At 58.9% G+C, this 14,172-nt stretch carries 13 protein-coding genes; 5 read left to right on the top strand and 8 right to left on the bottom strand.

Annotation, left to right across the window (positions count from 1 at the left end):
- Window positions 1–189: 189 nt before the first annotated feature.
- Window positions 190–2,082: a penicillin-binding protein 2 gene (mrdA, locus tag ACXR0M_RS24305; protein WP_458834192.1), complete on the top strand. Its 1,893-nt coding sequence runs from the start codon at window positions 190–192 to the stop codon at window positions 2,080–2,082.
- A 53-nt stretch (window positions 2,083–2,135) separates the two neighbouring features.
- Here the strand turns inward: mrdA and ACXR0M_RS24300 are convergent, their stop codons facing one another.
- The 5 genes from ACXR0M_RS24300 to ACXR0M_RS24280 form a co-directional block, all read right to left on the bottom strand.
- Window positions 2,136–2,807, bottom strand: a complete 672-nt coding sequence (locus ACXR0M_RS24300) for a hypothetical protein (protein ID WP_458834191.1) — start codon at window positions 2,805–2,807, stop codon at window positions 2,136–2,138.
- 80 nt (window positions 2,808–2,887) lie between these two features.
- Window positions 2,888–3,094 (bottom strand): helix-turn-helix domain-containing protein, encoded by a 207-nt coding sequence (locus ACXR0M_RS24295; RefSeq protein ID WP_003226632.1) that lies wholly within the window; start codon window positions 3,092–3,094, stop codon window positions 2,888–2,890.
- Window positions 3,095–3,103: 9 nt separating this feature from the next.
- Window positions 3,104–3,709, bottom strand: a complete 606-nt coding sequence (locus ACXR0M_RS24290; protein ID WP_458834190.1) for a hypothetical protein — start codon at window positions 3,707–3,709, stop codon at window positions 3,104–3,106.
- 176 nt (window positions 3,710–3,885) lie between these two features.
- Entirely contained in the window at window positions 3,886–4,290 is a 405-nt protein-coding gene (locus ACXR0M_RS24285; protein ID WP_458834189.1) for a lysozyme inhibitor LprI family protein, read from the bottom strand.
- 38 nt (window positions 4,291–4,328) lie between these two features.
- Window positions 4,329–5,267, bottom strand: coding sequence for an ADP-ribosylglycohydrolase family protein (locus tag ACXR0M_RS24280; protein ID WP_458834188.1), 939 nt, complete (start codon window positions 5,265–5,267; stop codon window positions 4,329–4,331).
- A 194-nt stretch (window positions 5,268–5,461) separates the two neighbouring features.
- On the opposite strand from ACXR0M_RS24280, the gene ACXR0M_RS24275 reads away from it, so the two are divergent.
- Window positions 5,462–5,950, top strand: a complete 489-nt coding sequence (locus tag ACXR0M_RS24275; RefSeq protein WP_458834187.1) for an SRPBCC family protein — start codon at window positions 5,462–5,464, stop codon at window positions 5,948–5,950.
- A gap of 342 nt (window positions 5,951–6,292) precedes the next feature.
- Here the strand turns inward: ACXR0M_RS24275 and acnA are convergent, their stop codons facing one another.
- Entirely contained in the window at window positions 6,293–9,034 is a 2,742-nt protein-coding gene (acnA, locus tag ACXR0M_RS24270) for an aconitate hydratase AcnA (protein ID WP_458834186.1), read from the bottom strand.
- A gap of 222 nt (window positions 9,035–9,256) precedes the next feature.
- Between acnA and rlmM the strand changes: the two genes are divergently transcribed.
- Together rlmM and tusA are read left to right on the top strand one after the other, a co-directional pair.
- Complete coding sequence (gene rlmM, locus ACXR0M_RS24265; RefSeq protein ID WP_458834185.1) at window positions 9,257–10,330, top strand: 23S rRNA (cytidine(2498)-2'-O)-methyltransferase RlmM; 1,074 nt, start codon at window positions 9,257–9,259, stop codon at window positions 10,328–10,330.
- Window positions 10,331–10,492: 162 nt separating this feature from the next.
- Window positions 10,493–10,744: a sulfurtransferase TusA gene (gene tusA / locus ACXR0M_RS24260; protein WP_201226619.1), complete on the top strand. Its 252-nt coding sequence runs from the start codon at window positions 10,493–10,495 to the stop codon at window positions 10,742–10,744.
- 76 nt (window positions 10,745–10,820) lie between these two features.
- Here tusA and ACXR0M_RS24255 read toward each other — a convergent pair whose 3' ends face one another.
- Window positions 10,821–12,230, bottom strand: a complete 1,410-nt coding sequence (locus ACXR0M_RS24255; protein ID WP_458834184.1) for an MATE family efflux transporter — start codon at window positions 12,228–12,230, stop codon at window positions 10,821–10,823.
- A 211-nt stretch (window positions 12,231–12,441) separates the two neighbouring features.
- Between ACXR0M_RS24255 and pdxB the strand changes: the two genes are divergently transcribed.
- On the top strand, window positions 12,442–13,584 hold the full coding sequence (gene pdxB, locus ACXR0M_RS24250; protein WP_458834183.1) for a 4-phosphoerythronate dehydrogenase PdxB: 1,143 nt from the start codon (window positions 12,442–12,444) through the stop codon (window positions 13,582–13,584).
- 187 nt (window positions 13,585–13,771) lie between these two features.
- On the opposite strand, the gene ACXR0M_RS24245 is transcribed toward pdxB, so the two are convergent.
- On the bottom strand, window positions 13,772–13,951 hold the full coding sequence (locus tag ACXR0M_RS24245; RefSeq protein ID WP_458834182.1) for a PA1571 family protein: 180 nt from the start codon (window positions 13,949–13,951) through the stop codon (window positions 13,772–13,774).
- Window positions 13,952–14,172 lie beyond the last annotated feature (221 nt).

Raw genomic sequence — 14,172 nt, 5'->3', positions numbered from 1 at the left:
GTGGTTCGCTTGCCAGACGAAGAGCCAAGCGTAAGGCAAGGCCCTTCCAGCCGTCGTCAGAGCAGCCATTGGGCAAAAAACCTTCTGAAGTGATCCCGCAGTTTTTGGTATGGTGCAGCTCGTTTTTTAACGGACTGATGTCATGCCCACGGATCGGCACTCAATTTTTGCCAAAGAGTTGCTGTAGAAATGCCAGAACCTATCCCGATCAAGGATCACGAGAAAGAGACACGGCTGGTCAACAAACGATTGATCGCATGTGCCTTGTTCGTCTTCGCCATCAGCTGCGCGTTGGTGATTCGCTTGTACATCCTGCAAGTGGTGGAATACGACTACCACTCGACCATCTCCGAAAACAACCGCGTCCATATTCTGCCGATCCCGCCGACCCGCGGCCTGATCTACGATCGCAACGGTGTGCTGCTCGCCGATAACCGTCCCAGTTACAACCTGGTCATCACCCGCGAACGCGCCACGAACGTCAATCATGAACTGGACGAGGTTATCAACCTCCTGCACCTGCCCGCTGAAGACCGTACCGTATTCGATAAGGCCATGAAGCAATCCCGGCATCCATTCACCCCGGTGACGCTGTTCTACGAATTGACCGAAGAGCAGATCGCCGTGTTGGCCGTCAACGAATTCCGTCTGCCGGGTCTGGATGTCGAGCCGCAGTTTGTTCGGCATTACCCATTAGGCCCGCACTTTGCGCATTCAATCGGTTACGTTGGGCGGATCAACGAGAAAGAATCCAAGACGCTGGACTCGGTTGAATACCGCGGCACGCAATCTATCGGCAAAACCGGAATCGAGCGTTTTTACGAAGCGCAGCTGCACGGCCACGTTGGCTACGAAGAGGTTGAGACCAACGCCCAAGGCCGAGTGCTGCGGGTGCTCAAGCACACCGATCCGGTGCCTGGCAAAAACATTGTGCTGAGCCTGGACGTCAAGTTGCAGGAAGCCGCCGAAGCGGCACTGGGGGACCGGCGCGGTTCAGTGGTCGCGCTGGACCCGTCCACCGGTGAGGTGCTGGCTATGGTCAGCAATCCGAGTTTCGACCCGAATCTGTTCGTCACCGGTATCAGCGCCAAGGAGTATTCGGCGCTGCGTGACTCGATCGACCGCCCGCTGTTCAACCGTGTGCTGCGCGGTCTGTACGCGCCAGGTTCGACCATCAAGCCAGAAGTGGCCATTGCCGGTCTGGATACGGGCGTCGTTACCCCACAGACCCGTGTCTTCGACCCCGGCTACTACCAGCTCCCGGATTTCGATCACAAATACCGCAACTGGAACCACAGTGGTGACGGCTGGGTGGACATGGACGCGGCCATCATGCGCTCCAATGACACCTACTTCTACGACTTGGCGCACAAGCTCGGCATCGATCGCCTGCACGATTACATGGCCATGTTCGGTCTTGGCGAGAAAGTATCGCTGGACATGTTTGAAGAGTCGCCCGGTTTGATGCCGTCACAGGCCTGGAAACGCGCCACCCGCCGTCAGGCGTGGTTTCCGGGGGAAACGGTGATCCTTGGCATCGGTCAGGGTTATATGCAGGTCACGCCGCTGCAGTTGGCTCAGGCCACCGCACTGATCGCCAACAAAGGTGTGTGGAACCGCCCGCATCTGGCCAAAACGGTCGATGGTGTGGCGCCGGTTGACGAACATCCAATGCCCAACATCCTGCTGAAGAATCCGCATGACTGGGATCAGGTCAACCACGGCATGCAGATGGTGATGCACGACGCCCGAGGTATTGCGCGCGCCGCTGCAGCCGGTGCGCAATACCGCATTGCCGGCAAAAGTGGTACGGCGCAAGTGGTGGCGATCAAGCAGGGTGAGCGCTACAACCGCGAGAAGACCCTCGAGCGCCACCGCGACAACGCCTTGTTCGTTGGCTTCGCTCCGGCGGAGCACCCGAAGATTGCTATCTCGGTAATGATTGAGAACGGTGAGGCCGGTGGGCGGGTGGCCGGTCCAGTGGTGCGGCAGATCATGGATGCCTGGCTGCTGGACCAGGACGGGCACCTCAAGCCGCAATACGCCGCGCCGAGCAAACCACCGGGTGATCCGCACGTTTAACCGGGAGGAGCATCGCAGCACAGGGTCATAACTGAGCCTGTGCTGGATGCGCACTATTTGCAGCTATAGCCCTCGGGCATCGTGACGCGGTAGTTGCGTTGCACACGGTCCTCGAAGTTCAGTTGCTGCAAACCTTGTTCGACCAGGAAGGCTTCGACCTTGGCCGCCTGACAGTCCTCGTTATAAGACGACGCCCGCAGCAGGTACACCGTGCGTTTACTCGCTTCATCCTTGGCCGTGACAGTAAAGGTACTGAGCGTGGTATAGCCAATTCGCTCTGAAGTACCCACTGGGCCATAAGTCGTGGTGGGCTTACTGGTGCAGGTCAGCCGGTCATCTTTCTTCTTGGTGTTCTTGCACACAGTCGTAGTGCTGGTCGGCACTTGTCCATAGTCGGTGGCCGTATAACGGTAAGACACTTGTCGGCTACCGATATCAAGCGTGAGGATCATTTTGATCGGCGCGTGATTTCCGGGCAGGGTAGCGTCGGTGTAAACCTCCTGGAAGCCCCGGTCTTTCAGCGCATTCACCATGTCGCGAAGATAGTAGCGAGCATTCAGCGCGTTTTCATCGGCGCTGTTGGCCGAGGTCACCAGCACGGTTGCCTTTCGGTCGAACGGATAGTCGGGGTCGGGTATTGCATTGAGTGCAACGTCTATTTGTGTGGCGCAGCCGCCTAGCAACGCCGTCAGTATTAACAGGACGCAGGGCAAATAACGGGACATGACAAGGTCGCCTTACAACTAAGGATTGAATAAAAGTAAACGTATGAGGCGAGCGATAAATAACTCGTCGTCAGCAGGGCTCAGTCTTTCTGGTATTCCAGTAGATCGCCAGGCTGGCAGTCGAGCGCTGCGCAGAGTTTATCGAGGGTGGCCATCTTCACGCCCTTGACCTTGCCATTCTTGAGCAATGACAAGTTGGCCTCGGTGATGCCTAACAGGGCGGCCAGTTCTTTCGAGCGAATTTTTTGCGTGGCCATGACAACGTCAAGGCGGACGATAATGGTCATTATGTTGTTCTATATGTATTGACTTTGCTCATCGCTGAGTGCTTTTGCGTCACGCATGATAATTGAAAATATGCACAGCAATACGCCTTTGATTATCTCGTAGGCAGAGGCGGAAGAAAGGCCGATCGAGAACTGGAAAATCCTGTCTCCTGGCGGCAGATCTATCGACAGCGCCAGACCTTGCAAGGTTTCTATCAGTGGGTAGGTTGCCGGAGAAACGATGCACAGAACCCCTACGCGCCACAGGACCCTGATATTGCGATCGGTCCAGGTTTCGCCGCGCGACAGGCGCAGGAAAAACAACCCGGTCAGCCATAACGCGTAAGTCGACAGGACCACGGGCAGGAAGTCCAGAAAGACAATCAACGCGGTAACCACTGGCGATAGCCAGGTATCGGGATCGAGCAACGCGCCTTCGACAAATGGATCAAGCAATTGCGGTGAGCCTTCGGCAAAGGCATAGAGCAGGCCCGCCAGCATTTCATCCTTTTTGAAGAACCATATCGTCGCGTTACCGCTGACCTCCGTCACGCCCAGAACCCAGACAAGAATCGCTGCCAGCAGCCCGATCCAGTGCATGCGCTGCGGCGCCAATCCGTTGATGTGAGTACTCATGAGAATTCCTGGTTGTTTCAATTGGGTAGCGAATTCTCGATGATAAATTATCGAATGACAATAATTAGTTTGAGGTTTGCAGGTGATCGCTTCTCGGCCGCTCCCACGCGGAGATGGTAAAGCTGGCTGACAGTATCAAAGACACCCTGGCGACAGAAACAGCGGAATATCAAATATCAGGCCCCAGGCACCGGGCAACTCATGTCACCTTCCTGACATTTCAGATACTGCTTAAGCGCTTCGACTCGCATCTTGGTCACACTCGTCAGGCAGTTACTGTAAATCAACGGATAAACACTTCCGCCTTCCACCCCGGACGCGGAGAACTTGCACTCGGCATCACGAAAACCGACCCACGCTCGCTGCGCACTCACCAGCAGCTTTTTGCCATCCGGGTTGTCCTTCAAACGCCCGGTGATCTGTTGATATACCGCGTTCAACTCCTTGTCCGCCGCCTTGAATTCCTGCCCGGCACATTGGTTCATGGTGGCTTGGTCGTTGGCATTGGCGCAATTGACAGCAGCGTCGGCTATGGGTGTAAACAGAAAGGGTGTCAGGGCCAGAAAAAAGCGTGGGGACATGGGAAATTTCACTGTGTCGGAGGATAGTGCGCAAGAGTCTAGCGGTTGTGGTGCTTCGATCCAGGAACGTGTAACCGGGATGCTTCGAGCAGACGATCCGCGGTGGCTGCTATTTCTTCACCGTCATGGAGCATTTCCAGCCAGTGGGCAGGAATCGCCCGAACGCCGTAATAGGCGCCGGCCAGTTGACCGACGATAGCGGCAGTGGTGTCAGCATCGTCGCCGAGGTTGGCGGCTTGCAGAATCGCCGCAGCAAAATTGTCGGTTTGCTGAAAACACCACAGCGCGGCTTCCAATGAGTCGACGCTGTAGCCGCTGCCGCGGATTTCGTTGATAGGCTTGGCCAGGTAGTCACCTCGGCTGAGCGCGGCGACCTTGGCTTGAGTGAAGGTAGAGAGTCGCAATCGGCGCAACTCTGCCTTGGAGGCGCCGAGCAGCGCCCTGGCGATCAGTTCGGCAAGTAATTGGCAGCATTCGATGGCTTCAGGGGCGCCATGGGTGGTCCGCGAACTCTCGCTGGCAAAGTGGCGGATCTGTTGCAGGTCCGGAAAGTAAAACAGCACCACCGGCGCCAGGCGCATCAGCGAGCCGTTGCCCGCGGTATATGGATCAGTTGAACCGGCAAAGGGCTGACCGGTTTGCTGATACTGCGCCAGTGCCTGACTGACGGTCATGCCAATATCGAAACACTCACCCGTCGAGCTGAGATACCCCCATTGCCACCAGTTCAGATAGCGTCCCATCTGATCCATCGCGTCGAAGGTTTTTTTGCTCAGCAGGCTTTCTGCCAGGCATAGCGCCATCGAGGTGTCATCCGTCCATTGCCCCGGTTTGAGGTGGAAAGGGCCGCCACCGACCATGTCTGTCAGCGGCGGGAAAGAGCCGCGCGGCTTGAACTCCACTGAAGTGCCAACGGCGTCGCCGCAAGCGAGGCCGAGGAGGGCGCCACGATAACGTTCGGCAAGGGAGGGCTGCATGCTGGATCCTTGTTTGTTGCGTTGCTGGAAAAGGTAACAGGTTCGCTGGCCGGATTGCCTCAGACAATCACTCATTCAATGCGCGGAAATGCCGCCGAATGTTTCCGCTACGCGGAATCCGTGCATGGCTTTGATACAACTTCAGATTGGACATGTGGTCATACAAGCCTAGTGTTCAGAACAGGAGGTGACTTATGAAACCCGTACCCAATAGTTTCGAACGCAAAATCATGCTCAAGACGCCGCGTTCTTATGTCTGGCGTGCGTTGGTCGATGCCGAGGCGTTTGGTCAGTGGTTTGGTGTAGCGCTGGAGGGGCGGCGGTTCATCGCCGGTGAATGGACGCAGGGGCAGGTCACCTATCCCGGTTATGAGCACGTGTTGTGGAACGTGCTGGTCGAGCGGGTCGAGCCGCAGCAATTGTTTTCGTTTCGCTGGCACCCTTACGCGGTAAATCCGAAAATCGATTACTCCCAGGAGCCGACGACGCTGGTCAAATTCGAACTGCAGGATTACGAGGGTGGCACTTTGCTCAAGGTCTCCGAATCCGGCTTTGCGCATATTCCCGATGTGCGGCAGAAAGAGGCGTATTACATGGACAGTCGTGGCTGGGAGGAACAACTGAGCCGGCTGGAACTGTTTCTCACCGAAAGCGCCAAGGCCCGTGAACGCGAAAATGGCTGACGGAACTAGGGGTTTTCGGAAGGGGTTGTATAGCGAATGTCTTACACGCGGTAGTAGCTTTTTCGACTATTGCCGATTGGATCCACCGCGTAATCTACACCCATCAACTGAGACACAGGGAGTGTTTCAGGATCACGGATGATCGACCATAGCAAGGATTCGCTGCCGACAGGGAGTCGATAATGGTCTTGGGAAAAACCCGCTTCGGCGGGTTTTTTTTCGCCTGTAGAAAAGTACAACACCCCTCTGTAGGAGCTGCCGCAGGCTGCGATCTTTTGATCTGCTTTTAAAAGCCAAAGTCAAAAGATCGCAGCCTGCGGCAGCTCCTACACGGGTTTGCGGTTATGAGGCGATCAGTTGGCGCAATACGTAATGCAGGATGCCGCCCGACTTGAAGTACTCCACCTCATTCAACGTATCGATGCGGCACAACACCTCGATCTTCTCCTGGCGCCCATCTTCACGGGTAATCACCAGCGGCAGACTCATCCGCGGGGTCAGTTCCACACCGGTCAAGCCCTGAATTTCGAAGCTTTCCTTGCCGGTGAGGTTGAGGCTCTTGCGGTTCTGATCCAGCTTGAATTGCAGCGGCAACACGCCCATGCCCACCAGGTTGGAACGGTGGATTCGCTCGAAACTTTCCGCGATCACCGCTTTGACCCCCAGCAGATTGGTGCCTTTGGCCGCCCAGTCGCGACTGGAGCCCGTGCCGTATTCCTGACCGGCAACCACCACCAGCGGGGTGCCGTCAGCCTGATAGCGCATGGCTGCATCGTAGATCGCCATCTTCTCCCCGCTCGGGATGTAGATGGTGTTGCCGCCTTCTTCGCCGCCGAGCATTTCGTTGCGGATCCGGATGTTGGCAAACGTACCGCGCATCATCACTTCATGATTGCCGCGCCGTGAGCCGTAGGAGTTGAAATCCCGCGGTTCCACGCCTTTCTCGCGCAGATAGCGACCGGCCGGGCTGTCTGCCTTGATATTACCGGCAGGCGAGATGTGGTCGGTGGTCACCGAGTCGCCGAGCAGCGCCAGAACCCGCGCACCTTTGACATCGGCGATCAACGGCAGCGGCCCGGAAATGTCGTCGAAGAACGGCGGATGCTGGATGTAGGTCGAGTCGTCCTGCCAGACATAGGTGGCGGCCTGCGGCACCTCGATCGCCTGCCATTGCTCGTCGCCAGCAAACACCTCGGCGTATTCCTTGTGGAACATCGAGGTGTTGACCTGACTCACCGCATCGGCGATTTCTTTGCTGCTTGGCCAGATATCGCGCAGGTACACCGGATTACCTTGCAGGTCGTTGCCCAGCGGTTCCGTGCTTATGTCGGTGCGCACACTGCCGGCGAGGGCATAAGCGACCACCAAGGGTGGCGAGGCCAGCCAGTTGGTCTTGACCAGCGGATGGACCCGGCCTTCGAAGTTGCGGTTGCCCGACAGCACCGAGGCCACGGTAAGGTCGGCTTGCTGAATGGCTTTCTCGATCGGTTCCGGCAATGGCCCGGAGTTGCCGATACAGGTGGTGCAACCATAACCGACCAGCGAGAAACCAAGCTGATCGAGGTATTTTGTCAGCCCCGCCGCCTTGTAATAGTCGGTGACTACTTTCGAACCGGGGGCCAGCGAACTCTTGACCCACGGCTTGCGCGTCAGGCCTTTCTCCACGGCTTTTTTCGCCAGCAGACCGGCGGCCATCATCACGCTCGGGTTGGAGGTGTTGGTGCAGGAGGTGATCGCGGCGATCACCACCGCGCCGTTTTTCAGGCGATAGGTGTGGCCTTCGTATTCGTAATCGGTTTCGCCGACCAGATCAGCGTTGCCCACGGCCACACCGCCGCCACCTTCGCTTTCCAGACGACCTTCTTCCTTGCTGGTGGGTTTGAATTGCAGGTCGATGAAATCACTGAAGGCCTGCGCCACATTCGGCAACGAGACCCGGTCCTGCGGGCGTTTCGGCCCGGCCAGGCTGGCTTCGACGCTGCCCATGTCCAGCGCCAGGCTGTCAGTGAACAGCGGCTCCTGGCCCGGTAGGCGCCACAGGCCCTGGGCCTTGGTGTAAGCCTCGACCAGTTTCACCACTTCGCTCGGGCGGCCGGACAGGCGCAAGTATTCCAGGGTCACGTCGTCGACCGGGAAGAAGCCGCAGGTCGCGCCGTACTCCGGGGCCATGTTGGCGATGGTCGCGCGATCTGCCAGGGGCAAGTCGGCGAGGCCGTCACCGTAGAACTCGACGAATTTGCCGACCACACCTTTCTTGCGCAGCATCTGCGTGACGGTCAACACCAAGTCGGTGGCGGTGATGCCTTCCTTGAGCTTGCCGGTGAGTTTGAAGCCGATCACTTCCGGAATCAGCATCGACACCGGCTGGCCGAGCATCGCCGCTTCGGCCTCGATCCCGCCGACGCCCCAGCCGAGTACGCCGAGGCCGTTGATCATGGTGGTGTGGGAGTCGGTGCCGACCAGGGTGTCGGGAAATGCGTAAGTGCGGCCATCCTCATCCTTGGTCCACACCGTGCGCCCGAGGTATTCGAGGTTGACCTGGTGGCAGATCCCGGTGCCCGGCGGCACTACGCTGAAGTTGTCGAAGGCGCTCTGGCCCCAGCGCAGAAACGCGTAACGCTCGCCGTTGCGCTGCATTTCGATGTCGACGTTCTGCTCGAAAGCGCTGGCGGTGGCGAATTTGTCGACCATCACCGAGTGGTCGATCACCAGGTCCACCGGCGACAGCGGGTTGATTCGCTGCGGATCGCCGCCGGCCTTGGCCATCGCCGCGCGCATCGCGGCCAGATCGACCACGGCGGGGACCCCGGTAAAGTCTTGCATCAGTACGCGGGCCGGACGGTACTGAATTTCCCGATCGGAGCGGCGCTCCTTGAGCCACGCGGCAATCGCCTTGAGATCGGCGCCGGTCACGGTTTTTTCGTCTTCCCAGCGCAGCAGGTTTTCCAGCAGGACTTTCAACGACATCGGCAACTGGTCGATATTGCCAAGACTTTTCGCGGCATCCGGCAAACTGAAATAATGGTAGGTCTTGTCGTCGATTTGCAGGGTTTTGAGGGTTTTCAAGCTATCGAGGGACGGCATTACGATCACTCCTTTGAGTCCGCACGGCTACGGACTGAGTGGACAGACAGAGCTATCACCGTAGCCCTGTTTTCATTAGCTGGCTAATAACTGGACTCTATGAGCGAAACCAAGGTTCCGACTTCGGCTATCATGCGCCGGTTTTCGTGACAGGCTGTGCTGCAACGCAGAGCTTGAGCATCGTGCAGGGGCCGAATGTCCGCCCTCTGCCCAGGAGTAAGAATGAACACCCTATTCATGCATTGCCGGCCAGGCTTCGAAGGCGAAGTCTGTTCGGAGATTTCCGACCTCGCCGCCCGCTTGAACGTCGCCGGTTACGCCAAGGCCAAAGCGGCCACGGCCTACGCCGAGTTTGTCTGCACCGAAGCGGATGGCGCCGAGCGCCTGATGCGCGGCCAGCGTTTTGCCGAGCTGATTTTCCCGCGGCAATGGGCGCGCGGGATCTTCATCGATCTGCCGGAAAACGACCGGATCAGCGTGATCCTCGCGCACATGGCCGATTTCCCGGTGTTCGGCAGCCTGTGGCTGGAAGTGGTCGACACCAATGACGGCAAAGAACTGTCGAATTTCTGCAAGAAGTTTGAAGGCCCACTGCGCAAGGCGCTGATCGCTGCCGGAAAACTGGTGGAGGACGCCAGCAAGCCGCGCCTGCTGCTGACCTTCAAAAGTGGCCGCGAAGTGTTCCTCGGCATGGCCGACGCTGGCAACTCGGCGATGTGGCCGATGGGCATTCCGCGCCTGAAGTTTCCACGCGAGGCGCCCAGCCGTTCGACATTGAAACTGGAGGAGGCCTGGCACCACTTCATCCCGCGTGATCAATGGGACGAGCGCCTGCACAGCGACATGACCGGCGTCGACCTCGGCGCCGCGCCGGGCGGCTGGACCTGGCAACTGGTCAACCGCGGCATGCTGGTGACCGCCATCGACAACGGACCGATGGCCGAGAGCCTGATGGACACCGGTCTGGTGCAGCACTTGATGGCTGACGGTTTCACCTTCAAGCCCAAGCAACCGGTGGACTGGATGGTCTGCGACATCGTCGAGAAGCCCGCACGTAATGCGGCGATGCTCGAAGAGTGGATCGGCGAGGGCCATTGCCGCGAAGCGGTGGTCAACCTCAAGTTGCCGATGAAGCAACGCTACGCCGAGGTGAAACGCTTGCTAGAGCGCATCGCCGAGGGTTTCAAGGCCCGCGGGATCAAGGTCGATATCGGCTGCAAGCAGCTGTATCACGACCGCGAGGAAGTGACCTGCCATTTGCGTCGGCATGAGACCAAGAAAGCCAAAACCCGCTAACACCAAAGATCCCTGTAGGAGCTGCCGCAGGCTGCGATCTTTGCTTTTAAAAGATCAGAAGATCGCAGCCTGCGGCAGCTCCTGCAGGGGTGTGGCGTAACACTACAGATGACTGAGCACCCGGCAATGCGCGACAATGCCGGCCAGTTTCAGGAGTGAATCATGAGTGAAATGATCGATACCCCGGTCGACGGCACCCTCGACGCCAGCGGCCTCAATTGCCCGGAGCCGGTGATGATGCTGCACCAGCACATTCGTGATCTGGTGCCTGGCGGCCTGCTCAAGGTGATCGCCACCGATCCCTCGACCCGTCGCGACATTCCCAAGTTCTGCGTCTTCCTCGACCATGAGCTGGTCGGCCAGCACGAAGAGGCCGGTACTTATCTGTACTGGATCCGCAAGAAACAAGCCTGACGCCAGACATACGCAACAAGCCATGTGGGAGCGAACAAGCTCGCTCCCACATTTTTTTGCCTTGCGTTAAGTGGGCTTAGCCCACCGAACGACTGATCCGAATACGCTTGCGCGCACTGCGCGTCAGGCGGATCGACAACATCAGTGCCGCACAGCTCAACCCGACGATCAGACCCTGCCATAACCCGCTCGGGCCGCGTGGTTCGCCGAGCCAGTCGGTCAGGCCAAAGGCGTAACCCACCGGCAGGCCGATGCCCCAATAGGCGAACAGGGTCAGGATCATCGTCACCCGGGTGTCCTGATAACCACGCAGAGCGCCGGCGGCGGTGACCTGGATCGCGTCGGAAAACTGGAACAGCGCCGAGTACACAATCAGCATCGCCGCAATGTGGATCACCGTCGGGTCAGCGGTGTAGATCGAGGCAATCGGCTCGCGCAGCAACAGCATCATGCTCGCCGACAGGCAGGCGTAGGCCAGCGCAGTGCCCATGCCGACACCCGCGGCAAAGCGCGCTTCACGCGGTTCTTCACGGCCCAGAGCCTGGCCGACACGCACGGTCACCGCCATACCCAGCGAATAGGGAATCATGAACACCAGCGAGCTGACGTTCAGCGCAATCTGGTGCCCGGCGACGACGGTGGCGCCGAGGCTGCCGATCAGCAGGGCGATTACGGCGAAGATGCTCGACTCGGCAAACACCGCGATGCCGATTGGCAGACCAATCGCCAGCAGGCGTTTGATCACCGCCCATTGCGGCCAGTCGAAGCGGCTGAAGATTTCGCTCGAACGATAGGCCGGTGCCCAGCGCTCCCAACCGGCCAGGCCCAGCGCCATCACCCACATGACAATGGCCGTGGCCCAGCCGCAGCCGACGCCGCCCATGGCCGGCACGCCGAAGTGGCCATAAATGAAGACGTAGTTCAGGGGAATGTTCAACGCCAGCCCACACAAGCCCAGCACCATCGCCGGGCGAGTTCGGCCGATGCCGTCACTGGTGCAGCGCAGCACGTGATAGAACGCCACTGCCGGCAGGCCGCTGGCGATGCCATGCAAGTACTGCATGCACGGGCCGATCAGCTCGGGATCGACCTTCATCAGGTGCAGCACCGGCTCGGCGGCGACCAGCATCGAGGTCGCGATCAGCCCGACCACCAACGCCAGCCACAAGGCCTGACGGACGATCGGGCCGATCTCGCTGTGGGTGCCGGCGCCAAAACGCTGGGCGACTTTCGGCGTGGTGGCCAGCAAGGTGCCGGTCATCAACAGGAACACCGGGACCCAGATCGAGTTGCCCAGTGCCACCGCAGCCAGATCCTTGGGCCCGACGCGGCCGGCCATCACGGCATCGACGAAGCCCATGGCCGTGGTCGCCAGTTGCGCGATGATGATCGGCAGCGCCAGGCCGAGGAGATTTTTCAACTCCAGACGAATCCGCGCGGGGCGGGTGAGGGTAACGGCGACAGGTTTTTCAGTTACAGAATTCACAGGCAAAGCGTCCACAGCTGTTGATGCGCAAGGCGCCGCATTCTACGCCGTTGACGTGACAGTCAGGAAAAATCCTCTGTTGCGGATTTGTAATCTTCAGGCGCTGCCGCAGGTCGCGAGCGATTGACCTCAATCCGAAAAACAAAAGCAAAAGATCGCAGCCTGCGGCAGCTCCTACAGTTAAACTGCCGATCCGCCAAAGGAGCCCGCCATGCTGATTGTTGCCGACGAAAATATCCCGTTGCTCGATGCCTTTTTTGCCGGTTTCGGCGAAATCCGCCGGGTGCCGGGCCGCTCCATCGACCGGGCCACGGTCGAACAGGCCGATGTGCTGCTGGTGCGCTCGGTGACCAACGTCAACCGGGCGTTGCTGGAAGGCAGTCGGGTACGTTTCGTCGGTACGTGCACCATCGGCACCGATCATCTTGATCTCGATTATTTCGCCGAAGCGGGGATCACCTGGTCCAGCGCCCCCGGTTGCAACGCCCGAGGGGTGGTCGACTATGTCCTCGGCAGCCTGATGACCCTCGCCGAAATCGAGGGTGTAGATCTGCCGCAGCGCACCTATGGCGTGGTCGGTGCCGGCGAGGTCGGTAGTCGGCTAATCAAGGTACTCAAAGGTTTGGGCTGGAGCGTGAAGGTCTGCGATCCGCCGCGTCAGGCGGGCGAGGGCGGCGACTATGTCAGCCTGGAGCAGATCATCGAGCAGTGTGACGTGATCAGCCTGCACACGCCGTTGACCCGCAGCGGTGAAGACGCCACTTGGCATCTGTTCGATCAGCAGCGTCTGCAGCAGCTCAAACCCGGTACCTGGCTGATCAATGCCGCGCGTGGCCCGGTGGTGGATAACGCCGCGCTGCGCAAAGTGCTGCTGCAGCGCGAGGACCTGCAAGCGGTGCTCGACGTTTGGGAGGCAGAGCCCGAGGTCGATGTGGCGTTGGCCGAACTCTGCGTACTGGCGACCCCGCACATTGCCGGTTACAGCCTCGATGGCAAGCAACGTGGGACCGCGCAGATATATCAGGCGTACTGCGCATTCATCGGCCAACCGGCGAGCATCCCGCTCAATGACTTGCTCCCCGCGCCGTGGTTGTCAGAAGTGACCCTGCATGCGGACAGCGATCCGGCCTGGGCGCTGGCGATGTTGTGCCGTGGGGTGTACGACCCGCGCCGCGACGATGCAGATTTCCGTCGCAGTCTTGTAGGCAACGTCGGTGAACAGCGTGCGGCGTTCGATGTGTTGCGCAAGCAGTATCCGGTGCGGCGCGAGATCGAAGGGCTGAAGGTGCGGATTGAGGGAGAGTCGGCGGTGTTGCGGCAGATGGTGGCGGCGCTGGGGGCGGTGGTGGTCTAGGGACCGAGTCGGCGCTTTCGCGAGCAAGCTCGCTCCCACAGGTTTACGCTGGCCTCTGTAGGAGCCTTCGGCAGCTCCTACACAGATCATCATGCAACATCGCACAGCATCACAAACCACCACATACAGAACAACACGCATAAAAAACCCGATCAACCAAGGACCGGGTCAGGAGATGCTGGCTATATCACTTTTGTTCGGCAGGCTTGACCAATCGCTTCTCCAGTTCGCGGCAGGCGTTCTGGATCATGTCTTCAGTGATCGGTACTTCGCGGCCCTGCTCATCGATAATCGAGCAACCCAGAGACTGGTCTGGCTGCGTGCGGATCACTTGAATCTTGTCTTCGCTGCGGTGTTGCAAGGACATGGCCTGTCTCCTCATCAGGGTGCGTGCGTAGATTAAAACCGCCACGTGACCAGGCTGTGACAACTCTCTGGGGACTGTCAAAAGCGGCATCTCCACTCCACCAGAAATGACCGCTCGTCTCAACCGGGACATTAGACCAATAGCAACTATGGCCTAGTCTTTGGGGGCATATTTAACCTGACTCATTGTGATTTACAGAGTTCCGCCTCAAGAAGGTTTAG

Source organism: Pseudomonas sp. Eth.TT006, assembly GCF_054456575.1.
The sequence above is the reverse complement of the archived record's forward strand: the minus strand, read 5'-3'. Positions and strand labels throughout refer to the sequence as shown.

Excerpts from the sequence above, each read along its gene's own strand:
- ACXR0M_RS24300 (WP_458834191.1), bottom strand. The coding sequence starts at position 2,807 with ATGTCCCGTTATTTGCCCTGCGTCCTGTTAATACTGACGGCGTTGCTA.
- tusA (WP_201226619.1), top strand. The coding sequence starts at position 10,493 with ATGAGTGAAATGATCGATACCCCGGTCGACGGCACCCTCGACGCCAGC.
- acnA (WP_458834186.1), bottom strand. The coding sequence starts at position 9,034 with ATGCCGTCCCTCGATAGCTTGAAAACCCTCAAAACCCTGCAAATCGAC.
- pdxB (WP_458834183.1), top strand. The coding sequence starts at position 12,442 with ATGCTGATTGTTGCCGACGAAAATATCCCGTTGCTCGATGCCTTTTTT.
- mrdA (WP_458834192.1), top strand. The coding sequence starts at position 190 with ATGCCAGAACCTATCCCGATCAAGGATCACGAGAAAGAGACACGGCTG.
- ACXR0M_RS24295 (WP_003226632.1), bottom strand. The coding sequence starts at position 3,094 with ATGACCATTATCGTCCGCCTTGACGTTGTCATGGCCACGCAAAAAATT.
- rlmM (WP_458834185.1), top strand. The coding sequence starts at position 9,257 with ATGAACACCCTATTCATGCATTGCCGGCCAGGCTTCGAAGGCGAAGTC.
- ACXR0M_RS24245 (WP_458834182.1), bottom strand. The coding sequence starts at position 13,951 with ATGTCCTTGCAACACCGCAGCGAAGACAAGATTCAAGTGATCCGCACG.
- ACXR0M_RS24290 (WP_458834190.1), bottom strand. The coding sequence starts at position 3,709 with ATGAGTACTCACATCAACGGATTGGCGCCGCAGCGCATGCACTGGATC.
- ACXR0M_RS24285 (WP_458834189.1), bottom strand. The coding sequence starts at position 4,290 with ATGTCCCCACGCTTTTTTCTGGCCCTGACACCCTTTCTGTTTACACCC.
- ACXR0M_RS24275 (WP_458834187.1), top strand. The coding sequence starts at position 5,462 with ATGAAACCCGTACCCAATAGTTTCGAACGCAAAATCATGCTCAAGACG.
- ACXR0M_RS24280 (WP_458834188.1), bottom strand. The coding sequence starts at position 5,267 with ATGCAGCCCTCCCTTGCCGAACGTTATCGTGGCGCCCTCCTCGGCCTC.